This window comes from Bhargavaea cecembensis DSE10 (genome assembly GCF_000348905.1).
In the GTDB taxonomy this organism is placed as follows: domain Bacteria; phylum Bacillota; class Bacilli; order Bacillales_A; family Planococcaceae; genus Bhargavaea; species Bhargavaea cecembensis.
On sequence record NZ_AOFT01000020.1, the window covers coordinates 1 to 14,942 of the forward strand.

The 14,942-nt window shown below is 55.9% G+C and carries 16 protein-coding genes and 1 tRNA gene; 16 read left to right on the forward strand and 1 reads right to left on the reverse strand.

The annotated features are described in order from the left end of the window. A partial coding sequence (locus tag C772_RS13965) for a helix-hairpin-helix domain-containing protein (protein ID WP_008301002.1) occupies window positions 1-626 on the forward strand: 626 nt, incomplete at its 5' end. A gap of 12 nt (window positions 627-638) precedes the next feature. Next, window positions 639-1,013 (forward strand): DnaJ family domain-containing protein, encoded by a 375-nt coding sequence (locus C772_RS13970; RefSeq protein WP_008301005.1) that lies wholly within the window; start codon window positions 639-641, stop codon window positions 1,011-1,013. Window positions 1,014-1,072: 59 nt separating this feature from the next. On the opposite strand, the gene C772_RS13975 is transcribed toward C772_RS13970, so the two are convergent. Then, entirely contained in the window at window positions 1,073-1,489 is a 417-nt protein-coding gene (locus C772_RS13975; RefSeq protein WP_008301007.1) for a DUF2507 domain-containing protein, read from the reverse strand. A gap of 242 nt (window positions 1,490-1,731) precedes the next feature. Between C772_RS13975 and C772_RS13980 the strand changes: the two genes are divergently transcribed. The 14 genes from C772_RS13980 (at window position 1,732) to yihA (ending at window position 14,841) form a co-directional block, all read left to right on the forward strand. Beyond that, the gene (locus C772_RS13980) at window positions 1,732-2,337 is read left to right on the forward strand and encodes a succinate dehydrogenase cytochrome b558 subunit (RefSeq protein ID WP_008301009.1); all 606 of its coding nucleotides are present in this window, start codon (window positions 1,732-1,734) and stop codon (window positions 2,335-2,337) included. 53 nt (window positions 2,338-2,390) lie between these two features. Continuing rightward, complete coding sequence (gene sdhA, locus C772_RS13985) at window positions 2,391-4,142, forward strand: succinate dehydrogenase flavoprotein subunit (RefSeq protein ID WP_008301010.1); 1,752 nt, start codon at window positions 2,391-2,393, stop codon at window positions 4,140-4,142. 25 nt (window positions 4,143-4,167) lie between these two features. Continuing rightward, complete coding sequence (gene sdhB / locus C772_RS13990) at window positions 4,168-4,968, forward strand: succinate dehydrogenase iron-sulfur subunit (protein WP_008301011.1); 801 nt, start codon at window positions 4,168-4,170, stop codon at window positions 4,966-4,968. Between the two features lie 184 nt (window positions 4,969-5,152). Continuing rightward, a complete protein-coding gene (locus C772_RS13995; protein ID WP_008301012.1) occupies window positions 5,153-5,611 on the forward strand; it encodes an acyl-CoA thioesterase in 459 nt (152 codons plus the stop codon). A gap of 87 nt (window positions 5,612-5,698) precedes the next feature. After that, window positions 5,699-5,923 carry a helix-turn-helix domain-containing protein gene (locus C772_RS14000; RefSeq protein ID WP_008301013.1) on the forward strand — a complete coding sequence of 75 codons (225 nt, stop codon included), beginning with the start codon at window positions 5,699-5,701 and terminating at the stop codon, window positions 5,921-5,923. 70 nt (window positions 5,924-5,993) lie between these two features. After that, the gene (locus C772_RS14005; RefSeq protein ID WP_008301014.1) at window positions 5,994-6,491 is read left to right on the forward strand and encodes a MarR family winged helix-turn-helix transcriptional regulator; all 498 of its coding nucleotides are present in this window, start codon (window positions 5,994-5,996) and stop codon (window positions 6,489-6,491) included. 113 nt (window positions 6,492-6,604) lie between these two features. Further along, window positions 6,605-7,210: an XTP/dITP diphosphatase gene (locus C772_RS14010; RefSeq protein ID WP_008301015.1), complete on the forward strand. Its 606-nt coding sequence runs from the start codon at window positions 6,605-6,607 to the stop codon at window positions 7,208-7,210. After that, on the forward strand, window positions 7,207-7,728 hold the full coding sequence (locus C772_RS14015; protein WP_008301016.1) for a metallophosphoesterase: 522 nt from the start codon (window positions 7,207-7,209) through the stop codon (window positions 7,726-7,728). Before C772_RS14010 ends, C772_RS14015 begins: the two co-directional genes overlap by 4 nt. A 58-nt stretch (window positions 7,729-7,786) precedes the next feature. After that, window positions 7,787-7,860 (forward strand) — tRNA-Arg (locus tag C772_RS14020). 146 nt (window positions 7,861-8,006) lie between these two features. Then, the gene (locus C772_RS14025; RefSeq protein WP_008301018.1) at window positions 8,007-8,984 is read left to right on the forward strand and encodes a tetratricopeptide repeat protein; all 978 of its coding nucleotides are present in this window, start codon (window positions 8,007-8,009) and stop codon (window positions 8,982-8,984) included. 102 nt (window positions 8,985-9,086) lie between these two features. Continuing rightward, window positions 9,087-10,373, forward strand: coding sequence for a trigger factor (tig, locus tag C772_RS14030; RefSeq protein WP_008301019.1), 1,287 nt, complete (start codon window positions 9,087-9,089; stop codon window positions 10,371-10,373). Window positions 10,374-10,540: 167 nt separating this feature from the next. Further along, window positions 10,541-11,812 (forward strand): ATP-dependent protease ATP-binding subunit ClpX, encoded by a 1,272-nt coding sequence (clpX, locus tag C772_RS14035; RefSeq protein ID WP_008301022.1) that lies wholly within the window; start codon window positions 10,541-10,543, stop codon window positions 11,810-11,812. A 123-nt stretch (window positions 11,813-11,935) separates the two neighbouring features. Then, on the forward strand, window positions 11,936-14,260 hold the full coding sequence (gene lon, locus C772_RS14040; RefSeq protein ID WP_008301025.1) for an endopeptidase La: 2,325 nt from the start codon (window positions 11,936-11,938) through the stop codon (window positions 14,258-14,260). Then, window positions 14,257-14,841 (forward strand): ribosome biogenesis GTP-binding protein YihA/YsxC, encoded by a 585-nt coding sequence (yihA, locus tag C772_RS14045; protein WP_008301027.1) that lies wholly within the window; start codon window positions 14,257-14,259, stop codon window positions 14,839-14,841. Before lon ends, yihA begins: the two co-directional genes overlap by 4 nt. Window positions 14,842-14,942 lie beyond the last annotated feature (101 nt).

Here is a 14,942-nt window from a genome sequence, read left to right on the forward strand (position 1 = left end):
CAATGGTCACGTTCGTCGACGGCCGGCCCGACAAAAAAGGATACCGGAAATACAAGACGAAGACGGCTTCCCGCCATGACGACTACGGGGCGATGAGGGAAGTGGTCCGCAGAAGGTACGTCCGCGTGCTGAGGGACAATCTTCCGCTTCCGGATCTCATCCTCATCGACGGGGGAAAAGGGCAGATCAGCGCAGCCAAGGAAGTGATCGAGGACGAACTCGGACTCGATATCCCGGTGGCCGGCCTCGCGAAGGATGACAAGCACCAGACTGCGCTGCTCCTGTATGGAGAACCGCCGGAAGTCGTGCCGCTCAAGCGCACCGGTGAAGCCTTCTACCTGCTGCAGCGCATCCAGGACGAAGTGCACCGTTTTGCAATCACATTCCACCGGCAGCGGAGGGGTGCCAAATCCCTCACTTCCTCACTGGACGGAATACCGGGCGTCGGGGCAAAGCGGAAAAACCAGCTGCTCCGGCATTTCGGATCGGTCAAAAAGATCCGTGCTGCAGGCGTGGATGAACTGAAGGAAGCAGGACTGCCGCAGTCCGTCGCGGAGACCGTGGAGCAATATTTCAGGGAGCAGGACAAGGCGAAAGAAGAAAAGACATCCGGTACCGGCGAATAGAGGAGGAACGGGATGAACTGGAGAATCGTCGAGGACGCCATCCTCAAAGCGCGGGAGGAAGGGAAGTTCAGCAATCTTCCGGGGGCGGGCAAGCCGCTTCCGAAAGACGAACTTGAACATGTGCCGGCCGATATCCGCATGGCGGTCAGAATCCTCAAAAACAGCGGATACGATGAAGAAGCCATGTTCGTGCAGAGGGAAATGACCGAACTGGGAAGCCGGCTCAACAACGCTCCGGATGAAGAGAAGAAGACCGAACTGGAACAGGCCTACAATCAGCAGATGCGGAAGATGAACAGTCTTCTTTCCAAAAAGGGCGTCCGGACCAACAGTTCGGCATTCAGGCAATACAGCCGTCAGGTCAATGACCGGCTAAAATGGGACTGAACCAAGACAAAGCGGCCTTGCAGCGGATTTCCGCAGCAAGGCCGCTTTGTTTGGAAGGATCATTCCCATGCAAGCGTCAGTTTCACAACGCCCTGCTTCCGATCCAATTCGGGCCGGCACTCAGAGATCCGGTTATGGATTTTCTGATACTGTCCCGCCAGGAAACCGGCTTCGACAGAAAAGCAGCGCCGGCCTTTCCTGACCTGTTCGGGATCAGGTTCAAGGACGTAGATGATCTCCCTTTTGCCGGGCGATTCCCGGCTGAGGGATCCCCAGCCCGCTTCAAGGAAAAACCCCGGGGCCTCATCCATATCAAAGAGGGGGAATTCGGATGCCAGTTCCTTTCCGGCCCAGTAGAGAATTTCTTCCTCGTGCCTGCCGAGTACAGAGGGAAGGATATGGTCACGGAAAAGGGCATAGCCAAATTCTGTCGGCTTGCCGTTATCCGTCTCGGCATGTTCCGGTTTCAACTCCATTTAGGTTCGCCTCTTCCGTTGGGAAACTTGACCGGAAGCCTTTTTAGCTGCCCGGGAACCGCATACGCGGCTTTTGTCGAAAATGTGACCGTCACCTTGATTTCCCCTTATTTCAGGAGTACAATGGTCATGTCTTAAATATTGTAAACATGATTAAATATGCAGTCAATGCACGCTTCCGCCGGCAGGCGGGGGCATCCTTGTCTGCCTGTTTGTCAGTACTAAGGGGGGTAAAAGATTTCATGAGAGATTCAGATTTTGCTTTGCGCCGTCTGCACTCGCTGCTTGGGATCATCCCGATCGGCCTGTTCCTGACGCAGCACCTCATCATCAACCACTTTGCAACACAGGGGGTTGAGGCATTCAACACAGCGTCGGACTTCATGGGCAACCTGCCTTTCGTTCTCTGGCTTGAGTGGATCGTCATCTACATCCCGCTCATGTTCCACGCTTTCTTCGGCCTTTATATCGCATTTACCGCAAAGCCGAACACGAACCGTTATGGTACATACCGCAACTGGATGTTCTCCCTGCAGCGGATTACGGGTGTATTCCTTGTGATCTTCATCGCATGGCACATCTGGCAGACGCGTATCCAGAAGGCACTTGGCGCTGATGTGGACTTCGACATGATGGCAGACATTCTTGCCAATCCGTTCATGATCGCGTTCTACGTAGTCGGCGTCATCTCTGCGACGTTCCACTTTGCGAACGGCTTCTGGTCGTTCCTCGTCACATGGGGCATCACGCAGTCTCCGCGTTCGCAACGCATCTCCACTTATGTGATGATGGGGCTGTTCCTCGCCCTATCCGTGATCGGCATCCGTGCCATCTTTGCATTCGTGTGATGAATGGCATCCCGTGTCACCTACTTTGATCTAACTGAGGAGTGAAAGATAGAATGGCGAAAAGCAAGTTGATCGTCGTCGGCGGCGGCCTTGCCGGCCTGATGGCGACGATTAAGGCTGCCGAAGCAGGCACGCCCGTCGAATTGTTTTCCCTGGTTCCTGTAAAGCGTTCCCACTCTGTCTGTGCGCAGGGCGGCATCAACGGTGCGGTCAACACGAAAGGGGAAGGCGATTCCCCGATGATCCACTTTGATGACACTGTGTACGGCGGTGACTTCCTGGCGAACCAGCCTCCTGTCAAGGCGATGGCTGAAGCCGCACCGGGAATCATCCACCTGATGGACCGGATGGGCGTCATGTTCAACCGGACGCCGGAAGGTCTGCTTGACTTCCGCCGATTCGGCGGAACGCTCCACCACCGCACGGCCTTTGCCGGTGCAACGACAGGCCAGCAGCTTCTTTACGCGCTGGACGAGCAGGTACGCCGCTTTGAAGTCGAAGGCCTCGTCAAGAAGTATGAAAACTGGGAGTTCCTCGGAGTCGTCCTCGACGATGAAGGTGTCTGCCGCGGGATTTCTGCGCAAGACCTGAAAACAATGGAAATCAAGACATTCCGCTCGGATGCCGTGATCCTGGCGACCGGCGGACCGGGAATCATCTTCGGTAAGTCGACGAACTCCGTCATCAACACAGGTTCCGCTGCGGCAATCGCTTATCAGCAGGGCGCAATCTATGCGAACGGCGAATTCATCCAGATTCACCCGACTGCAATCCCTGGTGATGACAAGCTCCGTCTCATGTCCGAGTCGGCACGCGGAGAAGGCGGCCGTGTCTGGACATACAAGGACGGCAAGCCTTGGTACTTCCTCGAAGAGAAATATCCGGCATACGGCAACCTCGTGCCGCGTGACATCGCGACGCGCGAAATCTTCGATGTGTGCGTCAACCAGAAACTCGGCGTCAACGGCGAGAACATGGTTTACCTTGACCTTTCCCATAAGGACTCCCGTGAGCTTGACATCAAGCTTGGCGGAATCATTGAAATCTATGAGAAGTTCACAGGTGACGATCCGCGCAAAGTACCGATGAAGATCTTCCCGGCGGTCCACTACTCGATGGGCGGCCTCTGGGTCGACTACGACCAGATGACGAACATCCCGGGACTCTTCGCAGCGGGCGAGGCGGATTACTCCATGCACGGCGCAAACCGCCTCGGCGCAAACTCCCTCCTGTCCGCGATCTACGGCGGCATGGTTGCAGGTCCAAATGCCGTCAAGTACATGGCCGGCCTCGACAAGCATGCCGAAGACCTTTCTTCGACACTCTACGACAACGTCGTCAAGTCGGAAGGGCAGAAGTGGGAAAACATCATGAAGATGGACGGCAAGGAAAACGCCTATGTCCTGCACAAGGAACTCGGCGAGATCATGACCGACAATGTCACGGTCGTCCGCTTCAATGATAAGCTTCAGGAGACGGACTACAAGATCCAGGAGCTCCTCGAGCGCTACGAGAACATCAACGTCCACGATACGTCCCGCTGGTCCAACCAGGGTGCGGCATTTACCCGCCAGCTGAAGAACATGCTTTACCTGGCGCGCGTCATCACAATCGGGGCACTTAACCGTGACGAAAGCCGCGGTGCGCACTACAAGCCGGACTTCCCTGAGCGGAACGACGAAGAGTTCCTGAAGACGACAATGGCTTCGTTCAATGGTGCCGCCAACGCACCGAAGTTCGAATATGCCGATGTCGATGTTTCCCTGATCAAGCCGCGTAAGCGCGACTATACATCGAAGCACTGATCTCTGCGAAAGGAGACGCATAATAATGGCTGAAACTGCTGTAAAGGAACGGAATGAGGCGACGGCCGCTAAGACCGTCCAGTTTAAGATCCAGCGTCAGGATAGCCCGGATTCGAGCCCGTACTGGGAAACGTTTAACGTCCCGTACCGCCAGAACATGAACGTCATTTCGGCACTTATGGAAATCCGCCGGAATCCGGTGAACTCGGAAGGCAAGCAGACATCCCCGATCCAGTGGGAAATGAACTGTCTCGAGGAAGTCTGCGGTGCCTGCTCGATGGTCATCAACGGCCGCCCGCGCCAGTCTTGCACGGCGCTTGTCGACCAGCTGACCCAGCCGATCACGCTTGAGCCGATGCGTACGTTCCCGGTCGTCCGCGACCTGGTCGTCGACCGTGAAGTCATGTTCGACTCGCTCAAGAAGGTCAAGGCATGGGTTCCGATCGATGGTACGTATGACCTCGGCGAAGGCCCTCGCATGCCTGAGCGCAAGCGCCAGTGGGCATACGAGCTTTCCAAGTGCATGACATGCGGTGTCTGCCTGGAAGCTTGCCCGAACGTCAACGACAAGACGAACTTCATCGGCCCTGCGCTGATTTCCCAGGTCCGCCTGTTCAACTCGCACCCGACAGGCGCGATGAACCGTGACGAGCGTCTGGATGCCCTGATGCAGGACGGCGGGCTCGCAGAATGCGGTAACTCGCAGAACTGCGTGGTCGCCTGCCCGAAAGGCATTCCGCTCACTACATCGATCGCTGCAATGAACCGCGCAGCATCCGTTTACTCCTTCAAGCGCTTCTTCGGTTCCGACCACATGGTCGACTGATGATGCACACATCCCCCCAGAACCGGCCAGTCCGGTTCTGGGGGGATTTTTTTTGGACCGGCCGTGTCATCTGAGCAAGATGGTTTATATAGTAGGAACATGCCTGCGCGTCTTCTCATCATCCGTTTCATCTGATATGATAAAAGAATGAATAGTCATTCATTTTGTGGTGGGAGGAATGGTCATGAGGGCAACCTATATTGGGGATTTCGAAGAATGGAAAAAGGGATTCAACTTTTCGGTGCCGGTCACGGTCCGGTTTTCTGAGACGGATATGTTCGGCCATCTGAACAATACGGTCAACTTCACTTATTTTGAACATGCAAGGATCGAGTACCTGAAGCATCTCGGCCTCATGGAGAATTGGCTGGATGAGGAGGAAGGGGCCATCACGGTTGTGGCCGACCTCCAGTGTGATTACCTGAAGCAGGTGTTTTTTGATGAGCAGCTGGATATCCACGTGAAGACGGCAAGGGTCGGCAGCACCTCACTGGATATCCATTACCTCGCGACCGGACGGGACGGGGAGCCGGCATTTACCGGGCGGGGGACGATTGTCCAGGTAAGCCGGAAGACCGGAAAACCGCTTCCATGGTCGGACAAAGCGCTGGATGCAATCGGTGCCGCATCGGCCTTATCGTGATAAACCTTTGAATGCCGGGCAAATGCCGTCACCGCCGGACCCGTCCCTTCATACTCTACGATGAAGAGTTGAGGGGAGGGGCGCTACGTGGCGGATGAGCTGCATCATCGTTCATTGCTTACCGGAAGGGAAAGAGAGATCTTCCAGCTGCTGGTGAAGGATCAGACAACGAAAGAAATTGCAGCCAGGCTGGGAATCAGCGAAAAGACCGTCCGGAATCATATTTCAAACACCATTCAGAAACTTGGGGTATCCGGACGCGCTCAGGCAATCGTCGAGCTTCTCCGGCTATCGGAACTCTCGCTTGACTAAATATACTTGCCATTCCGCCGGAAACCGTTCACAATATAATTATTCAAACGGTTTCGGGAGTGGTGAGTTGATGGCTGGCTTGAACGGAGAGGACCTGCAGCATAACGGGGAAAACATCGCCTTCGTTGAAAAGGAGCTGCGCCATATCGCTGCGCTGATCAAACAGAGCGGACGGGAGATCCTGGACAATTATCCGATCACCCCGCCGCAGTTCGTGGCGCTGCAGTGGCTGCTAGAACTCGGCGATATGACAATAGGCGACTTGTCAAACAAGATGTACCTGGCTTTTTCGACGACGACCGACCTTGTGGACAGGATGGAGAAGAACCGTCTTGTAAAGCGGGTCCGTGACGAACAGGACCGCAGGGTCGTCCGGATCCATTTGCTGGAGGACGGGGAACGTATCATTCAGGAAGTCATCGAGAAGCGGCAAAAGGACCTTCAGGCCGTGCTGTCCGATTTTTCCGAGGAGGAAGTTGTCCGGCTTTCCGGCATGCTGTCCAAGCTGCACAGCGGCATGAAGGAAGGCAGGAAGCGAAGGATGGAACTGAAAAACACCAAGCAATGAAGATTGGACGGCTGTTGAAGCCCGGAGCAGGAAGCGCTTCGGGTTTTTCGCTGTCCCGAAACGGTTATGATACGATGAGACGGCAAACTGACTGTCGGAAGGAGAAGGTACGGATGAACGAAGTGATCATCGCAACAAAAAATCGCGGTAAGGCGAAGGACTTTGAGGCGCTTTTGTCGCCCTACGGAATCAGGGTACTCACCCTGTTCGATGTGGCGCCTGACCTGGATATTGATGAAACAGGCACAACGTTCAGGGAGAACGCTGCACTAAAAGCGGAGACAGTCGCGGAAAAGCTCGGAAAAATGGTGATTGCCGATGACAGCGGCCTTTCCGTGGATGCACTTGACGGAAAGCCGGGCGTCTACTCCGCGCGCTACAGCGGCGAGGGGGCAACGGACGATCGCAACATTGAAAAACTGCTGGCGGATCTTTCAGGCGTGCCGGATGAGGAACGCACCGCCCGTTTTGTATGTGTGCTCGCAGTCGCCGCACCGGGTGCGGAAACACGGTTTTTCGAGGGTACATGCGAAGGGCGCATCCTGCGGACACCTGCTGGAGAAAACGGTTTTGGCTATGATCCCGTCTTCTACGTACCGAAGGAAGAACGGACGATGGCCCAGCTGACTCCCGAAGAGAAATCGGTCGTGTCCCACCGGGGCGAAGCGATCCGGAGCCTCGAGGAACAGGCCGGGGAACTGTTCGGTGAGAAGCAATGACGAACTGGCGCATCGCGGTGATGAGCGATTCGCATGGCGACACGGAGACAGTCCGTCATTTTCTGGACAGGCAGTCAGGCTCAGATCATCTTATCCATTGCGGGGACAGCGAGCTGCCGGCGGAAGATAAGCTGCTTGAAGGCATGGCCTCAGTAAAAGGCAACTGCGATCCGGATGGGCTGCCCGAGTACAGGATGCTGGAAGCCGGAGAATTACGCGTGCTCGTCACACACGGCCATCTGGACGGAGTAAAGTCCGGCATGCTGCCGCTCCGTTACAGGGCGGAGGAGGCCGGGGCCGATCTCGTTCTGTTCGGACATACCCATCTTTATGGAGCGGAAGTGCATGACGGGATCCTGTTTGTGAACCCGGGCAGCACGCACAGGCCGCCGCCGGGCCGTCCGGCCACTTACGCAGTGATCGAAGAAAAGGCGGAAGGCGTGTCTGTCCGCTTTCTGCAGCCGGACGGGACTGAAGCGGATTCGGCAGACTTTCCTGATTTTCAGAAACGCCGTTGACTTTCGGTGACGGGGAACCTATAATTATCTTTGTCTTGCGCAGCCGCATGGTTGCCCTGTCCCAGTAGCTCAGCAGGATAGAGCAACAGCCTTCTAAGCTGTCGGTCGGGGGTTCGAATCCCTCCTGGGACGTTAAAAGCATCGCCGGGTGGCGGTGCTTTTTCTTTTTCGGGAATCGGAACAGAGGCCTTTGGTCACAGATTTTGTACGGCGGAAAAGCATATGCACAGCGTCCTGCGGCTATGCTATCATGGATGGAAAGAGAGGGGATGTGTCGGATGCGCAGGAAAAGGCGACAGCTCAGAAAACACGGCAAGGTCATCGTCATGCCGGGCACTTTTGAACGGCTGATGGATGACGGGCTGCGTGCCGTCTCCGAAGAACGGTACGATGAGGCCGCGCCCCTTATCCGACAGGCCCTCTCCTATGAACCCGGCAATGCCCGCATGCTCGGCGCACTTACCGTTGCCCTTTACGAACTGCGGGAGTACGAGGAAGCCAAAGATGCGGCCATCCGGTATCTTAAAGCGGGACCCGCCAACTACATCGAGGCGATGGAGCTTTATCTGTCCATCTGTATCCAGCTCCGGGATTATGACGAGGTGGAAGATACCATCTCCGCGCTGCTCGATGAAGGGATCATCCCGCCCGACAGACGGGAAAAGTTCCTTTATCTCCAAGGGCTCAACCGGAGGCTGATGGACCGCTACGACGAGCCGCCCGAGTCACCTGAGGAACTGCCGGAACTGGATGAGTTCCTGACCCTTCCGGAGGGGGAACAGCACAGCCGGCTTTCATCCGTGCCGGACCATGAACTGCCGGCCTGGGGCGAGTTTCTGGCGTCACTGGCCGGACACGATGGTGCGTCGCCCCTTTTGAAAACCTATGCACTTGTGCTTCTGGCCGGCATCGGTTATTCTTCACCAGTGACGGTCAGAAAGTTCGGGGTGGAGGAAACCGTTGTTCCGGAACGGCTGCCCGGGCCCGAAGACCTGCAGAAGGCCGGAGAGGTGGAGGCGATCCTCAAGGGGCACTTTTCACAGGACCCCTCAAAAGAACAGATTGCCGTGCAGCTGCTGCGCACCTACCGGTTCACGGCCTACCCGTTTGAGTGGCCAGGCCTGTCTGCAGAGGAGGTCGCAGACGCGTACCATACATATATCGAAAGCCTGTTTGACGGCTCTGATGCCGGCGCACATCCGGTCATCGACCTCATCAACAAAATCGAACTGTTTCACAACGGCCGGCAGCTATGAAATTCTTGAATATGGACATATCTGTGCTATACTGAGAAAGTTGTCAAACCAGTGAACGCAAGCGCTGAAAAAGCGAATTATATCGTCTGGAGGTATGTAAACATGGCAGTAAATTGGGAAAAGCAGGAAGGTAACCAGGGGATCCTCACGTTTGAAGTCCCTGCTGAAACATTCAACAAAGGCCTTGATCAGGCATTCAAAAAGGTCGTCAAGCAAGTGAACGTACCAGGCTTCCGCAAAGGGAAAGTACCGCGCAAAATCTTCGAGCAGATGTTCGGCGTGGAGTCCCTCTACCAGGATGCCATCGATGCTGTCCTGCCTGAGGCTTACACCCATGCAATCGACGAAGCAGGCATTTCTCCGGTGGCACAGCCGGAAATCGATGTCGAGGAAATCGAAAAGGACCAGCCGGTCGTGTTCAAGGCAAACGTAACGGTCAAGCCCGAAGTCAAGCTTGGCGAATACAAAGGCCTCGAAGTCGAGCGCCAGGACACTGCTGTCACTGACGAAGAGATCGAAGAGCAGCTGAACGACCGCCGCCAGGGCAATGCGGAGTTCGTCATCAAAGAAGACGAGCCTGCAGCAGAAGGCGATACGGTTGTCATCGACTTTGAAGGCTTCACGGACGGCGAAGCATTCGAAGGCGGTAAAGCGGAAGGCTACGAGCTTGAGCTCGGATCCGGAAACTTCATCCCGGGCTTCGAAGAGCAGCTCGTCGGCGTTAAATCCGGCGATTCCAAAGACGTGGAAGTTTCCTTCCCGGAGGAATATCACGCAGCGGAACTCGCAGGCAAGCCGGCTACTTTCAAAGTGACGGTCCACGAGGTAAAATCCCGTGAGCTTCCTGAACTCAACGACGAGTTCGCAAAAGAAGTTGACAGCGAAGTCGAAAGCCTCGACGAGCTGCGCAACAAGCTGAAAGAACAGACGGCCCAGGAAAAGCAGGATGCTTCCGAAGCGGCTCTGCGTGATGAGCTTGTCGAGCAGGCTGCGAAAAACGCAGACATCGAAATCCCTGAAGTAATGGTCGAGAGCGAAGTTGACCGCATGGTCCAGGAATTCGGCCAGCGCCTCCAGCAGCAGGGCATGACGCTCGACCTGTACTACCAGTTCTCCGGCCAGGACGAAGCGGCACTCCGCGCACAGATGAAGGAAGATGCGGAAACACGCGTGCGTGTATCCCTCGTCCTTGAAGCAATCGCGGAAGCGGAAGGCGTAACTGTTTCCGAAGAAGACATCCAGGAAGAGCTCCAGACGATGTCCGGCCAGTTCAACATGGACACCGAGCAGATCAAGCAGATCCTCGGCGGCACGGAAATGCTCGAAAACGATATCCGCTTCAAGAAAACGATCGAGTTCCTCGTCGAAAACGCAAAAATCAGCGAATAATCCACTTCTGCCTTCAAGGCAAAAATGAAAGAATCAGGCGCCGGTTGACTCCAGCGCCTTCTTTCTTACATTGGAAAGTTTTTTCGCGCCAGGCGTGACCGGTACGAAATGTTTGCCAACGATTAGGCAATCTTGTAAGATTGTCACTTGAATAGGGGTGAACGACTTTGTTTAAATTCAACGATGAAAATGAAAACCTGAACTGCTCCTTCTGCGGCAAACCACAGGAACAGGTCCGCAAGCTGGTTGCAGGTCCGGGTGTCTATATCTGTGACGAATGCATCGAGCTCTGCTCTGAAATCGTCGAAGAGGAAGTCGGCACCGAAGAAGGATTCGAGCTGAAGGATGTCCCGAAACCGCGCGATATCCAGACGATCCTCGACGAATACGTGATCGGGCAGGACCGTGCGAAAAAAGCGCTGTCCGTCGCAGTATACAACCATTACAAACGCGTCAATTCCAACTCCAAGATTGACGATGTTGAATTGGCTAAATCCAATATCGTGCTGATCGGGCCTACGGGGAGCGGTAAAACCCTCCTTGCCCAGACCCTGGCACGTATCCTTGATGTGCCGTTCGCCATGGCGGATGCCACATCCCTGACCGAGGCCGGCTATGTCGGCGAAGACGTCGAAAACATTCTGCTGAAGCTGATCCAGTCCGCGGACTATGATATCGAGCGTGCGGAAAAAGGCATCATCTATATCGACGAGATTGATAAGGTTGCCCGGAAATCCGAGAACCCGTCGATCACGCGCGATGTATCCGGTGAAGGCGTCCAGCAGGCGCTTCTGAAGATTCTTGAGGGCACGGTTGCAAGTGTCCCGCCACAGGGCGGCCGCAAGCACCCGCATCAGGAATTCATCCAGATCGATACGACGAATGTCCTGTTCATCGTGGGCGGCGCGTTCGACGGCATCGAAGATATCATCAAGCGCCGGATCGGCAAGAAAGTCATCGGCTTCGGGTCCGAGAAGGGAAATGTGGAAGAAGAAGAGTCCCTCCTTTCCCGCCTGATTCCGGAAGATCTGCTCCGCTTCGGCCTGATCCCCGAGTTTATCGGGCGCCTGCCTGTTCTTGCGAGCCTGGAGCAGCTGGATGAAGACACACTTGTCCAGATCCTTACAGGACCGAAGAACGCGGTCGTCAAGCAGTATCAGAAGATGCTCGAACTGGACGGTGTCCGCCTGACCTTTGAAGAGGAAGCACTCCGTGCCATCGCCGCCGAGGCGATCGAGCGCAAAACAGGCGCTCGCGGACTCCGGTCAATCATCGAGAAAATCATGCTCGATGTCATGTATGACCTGCCTTCCCGTGAAGATGTGCTCGACTGCATCATCACGAAGGAAGCCGTCACCGACGGAGCGTCCCCGATTCTCCTGGATGAGAACGGCGATCCGATCGACAACGGCTCTGATAACGAAAAGACATCGGCTTGATCCAACAGGAAGAGCCGGCATCCTTCTGCCGTCTGAACGGCGCGGGCGGATGCCGGCTCTTTTCGCACCCGATGCGTTTTAACCCGTCCGGAAACGGACATGAATACATGGAGGTGACTCCGAATGCCGATAACCAAACTGAACCGCATCCCATACCTGCCTTTGCGCGGGATGCTGGTGTTTCCGAAAATGGTGCTCCACATCGATGTCGGCCGTGAACGGTCGATGGCGGCGATCGAGCAGGCCATCGTGGAGGAAAATCAGATTTTCCTCGTTTCCCAGCGGGATATTTCCGTAGAACAGCCGACTCTTGAAGAACTGTACGAAGTCGGGATCCTTGCGGAAGTGAAGCAGACGGTCAAGCTCCCGAACGGGACAATGAGGGTGCTGATCGAAGGGGTGGACCGTGCAAAGCTGATCGCCCTGGATGACGGGGATGCTTTTTCCACAGCCGACATTGAATTGATCGAGCCGGATATGGAAGCGGACATCGAGCACGAGGCCCTGATGCGGACTTTGCTCGAGCAGTTCAAGAAATATTCAAAGCTCTCCAAGAAAGTCACCGATGAGACATATGAATCGGTAGCGGATATTTCCGAGCCCGGACGCCTTGCCGATATGGTGGCGGCAAATCTGCCGCTGAAAGTGGCAGGCAAGCAGGAAGTGCTTGAGCTGTTCAACGTCAAGGAACGGATCGAATGGCTGATCAGCCGTCTTCTCAATGAGCAGGAAGTGCTCAGCCTGGAGAAGAAAATCAACAAGCGCGTCAAGGAAGCAATGGAAAAGACGCAGAAAGAGTTTTATCTGCGCGAACAGATGAAGGCAATCCAGACGGAACTCGGCGATGCGGACGGCAAGGGCGGGGAAGCGGCCGAACTGCGTGAGCGGATTCTGGAGTCGGGCATGCCGAAACATGCCCTGACAGCAGCACTGCGCGAGCTGGACCGCTATGAGCGACTTCCTGCCGCAGCCGCGGAAAGCGGCGTGATCCGCAGCTATATCGACTGGCTTCTCGCTCTCCCGTGGACCGAGGAAACAGAGGACCGCCTTGACCTGAACCGCGCCGAGCGGATCCTGAACCGGGACCATGACGGCCTAGAGCAGGTCAAGGAGCGGATCCTCGAATACCTGGCCGTCCAGCAGATGACCGGTTCGCTCCGCGGGCCGATCCTTTGCCTGTCCGGACCTCCCGGCGTCGGGAAAACGTCACTGGCACGTTCCATCGCTGAATCTCTCGGACGGAAGTTCGTCAGGATCGCGCTTGGCGGCGTGAGGGACGAATCGGAAATACGCGGCCACCGCCGGACTTATGTCGGCGCGATGCCGGGCCGGATCATCCAGGGGATGCGCAAAGCGGGCACGATCAATCCGGTCTTCCTGCTGGATGAAATCGACAAGATGTCGAACGACTTCCGCGGAGACCCGTCTTCCGCAATGCTTGAAGTGCTCGATCCGGAACAGAACCACAACTTCAGTGACCACTATATTGAAGAAACCTATGATCTTTCTAAAGTGATGTTCGTCGCGACGGCGAACGACCTCAGCATGATCCCGGGACCGCTTCGCGACCGCATGGAAATCATTACGATTCCGGGTTATACCGAGCTGGAAAAACAGCTGATCGCGAAAAATCACCTGTATCCGAGACAGCTGGAGCGCCACGGTCTCACGAAGGCCCAACTCCGCATTTCTGATGAAGCATTCCGATATCTGATCCGCTACTACACGCGCGAAGCCGGTGTGCGTTCATTGGAGCGGCAGATTGCCGCCATCGCGCGCAAAGCGGTGAAGAGGATCGTATCCGGCAAAAACAAGCGTGTACAGGTATCGCCGAAAGTCGTCACGGACATGCTCGGGAAGCCGAAATTCCGCTATGGCATGGCCGAACAGGAAAATCAGGTCGGCGCCGCGACGGGCCTGGCGTACACGACTGTGGGCGGGGACACGCTCCAGATCGAAGTGTCCCTTTCGGCGGGCAAGGGCCAGCTGATCCTGACAGGCAAGCTCGGTGATGTCATGAAGGAGTCTGCCCAGACGGCTCTTTCCTATGTCCGCTCCCATGCAGAGGAGCTCGGCATCGATCCCGCTTTCCATGAAGGCACCGATATCCATATCCACGTACCGGAAGGGGCCGTTCCGAAAGACGGGCCTTCCGCCGGCATCACGATCGCGACTGCGCTCGTCTCGGCACTGACCAGGCGCCCCGTGCGTCGGGAAGTCGGCATGACGGGCGAAATCACGCTCCGCGGAAGGGTCCTGCCGATCGGCGGCCTGAAAGAAAAGACACTAAGCGCGCACCGCGCAGGACTGACGACCATCATCATCCCGGCGGACAATGAACGGGATATCGAAGACATCCCTGATACGGTCCGTGAAGAGCTGACGTTCCATCCGGTCAATAACGTGACGGAAGTGCTGCAGATCGCGCTGGAGGAGGAACGCAAATGAAAGTCAATCACGCCGAAATCACCATCAGCGCGGTCAAGCCGGAACAGTATCCCGACGAGGGCTATCCTGAATTCGCACTGGCCGGACGCTCGAATGTCGGGAAGTCATCATTCATCAACAAGATGATCGGCCGCAAAAGCCTCGCCCGTACGTCGTCCAAGCCGGGGAAGACACAGACGCTGAATTTCTACAAGATTGAGGAAACCTTCTATTTTGTTGACGTCCCGGGCTACGGCTACGCAAAAGTATCCAAATCGGAGCGGGAGGCCTGGGGCAAGATGATCGAGCGGTACATCACGGGCCGCGAGCAGCTCAAGTCCGTCATCCAGCTGATCGACCTCCGCCACCCGCCCACAGAGGACGATATCCTCATGTACGATTTCCTGAAACACTACAACCTTCCGACGATCGTCGTTGCCACAAAGGCCGACAAGATCCCGAGAAGCAAACTGCAGAAGCACCGGAAAATCATCAAGGAAGCCCTCGATCTCGAAGAAGGCGACCCGCTGATCCTGTTCTCTTCCGAAACCGGACAGGGCAAGGAAGAAGCATGGGCCATCCTTGAAGAACGCATGAAGTGAGCAAGAGAAAACCGGCGCCGGTCCCGATGGGGAAAGGCGCTGTTTTTTTTATTGCCGGAAACGAATGAGGAGATCGGTTGCGGGAATGATGAGACTGCAAG

What these genes read in the sequence shown, in the direction of transcription:
- C772_RS13970 (WP_008301005.1), top strand. Translation starts at nt 639, where the DNA reads ATGAACTGGAGAATCGTCGAGGACGCCATCCTCAAAGCGCGGGAGGAA.
- C772_RS13975 (WP_008301007.1), bottom strand. Translation starts at nt 1,489, where the DNA reads ATGGAGTTGAAACCGGAACATGCCGAGACGGATAACGGCAAGCCGACA.
- C772_RS14010 (WP_008301015.1), top strand. Translation starts at nt 6,605, where the DNA reads ATGAACGAAGTGATCATCGCAACAAAAAATCGCGGTAAGGCGAAGGAC.
- C772_RS13995 (WP_008301012.1), top strand. Translation starts at nt 5,153, where the DNA reads ATGAGGGCAACCTATATTGGGGATTTCGAAGAATGGAAAAAGGGATTC.
- lon (WP_008301025.1), top strand. Translation starts at nt 11,936, where the DNA reads ATGCCGATAACCAAACTGAACCGCATCCCATACCTGCCTTTGCGCGGG.
- C772_RS14015 (WP_008301016.1), top strand. Translation starts at nt 7,207, where the DNA reads ATGACGAACTGGCGCATCGCGGTGATGAGCGATTCGCATGGCGACACG.
- sdhA (WP_008301010.1), top strand. Translation starts at nt 2,391, where the DNA reads ATGGCGAAAAGCAAGTTGATCGTCGTCGGCGGCGGCCTTGCCGGCCTG.
- tig (WP_008301019.1), top strand. Translation starts at nt 9,087, where the DNA reads ATGGCAGTAAATTGGGAAAAGCAGGAAGGTAACCAGGGGATCCTCACG.
- C772_RS13980 (WP_008301009.1), top strand. Translation starts at nt 1,732, where the DNA reads ATGAGAGATTCAGATTTTGCTTTGCGCCGTCTGCACTCGCTGCTTGGG.
- C772_RS14005 (WP_008301014.1), top strand. Translation starts at nt 5,994, where the DNA reads ATGGCTGGCTTGAACGGAGAGGACCTGCAGCATAACGGGGAAAACATC.
- yihA (WP_008301027.1), top strand. Translation starts at nt 14,257, where the DNA reads ATGAAAGTCAATCACGCCGAAATCACCATCAGCGCGGTCAAGCCGGAA.
- sdhB (WP_008301011.1), top strand. Translation starts at nt 4,168, where the DNA reads ATGGCTGAAACTGCTGTAAAGGAACGGAATGAGGCGACGGCCGCTAAG.
- C772_RS14025 (WP_008301018.1), top strand. Translation starts at nt 8,007, where the DNA reads ATGCGCAGGAAAAGGCGACAGCTCAGAAAACACGGCAAGGTCATCGTC.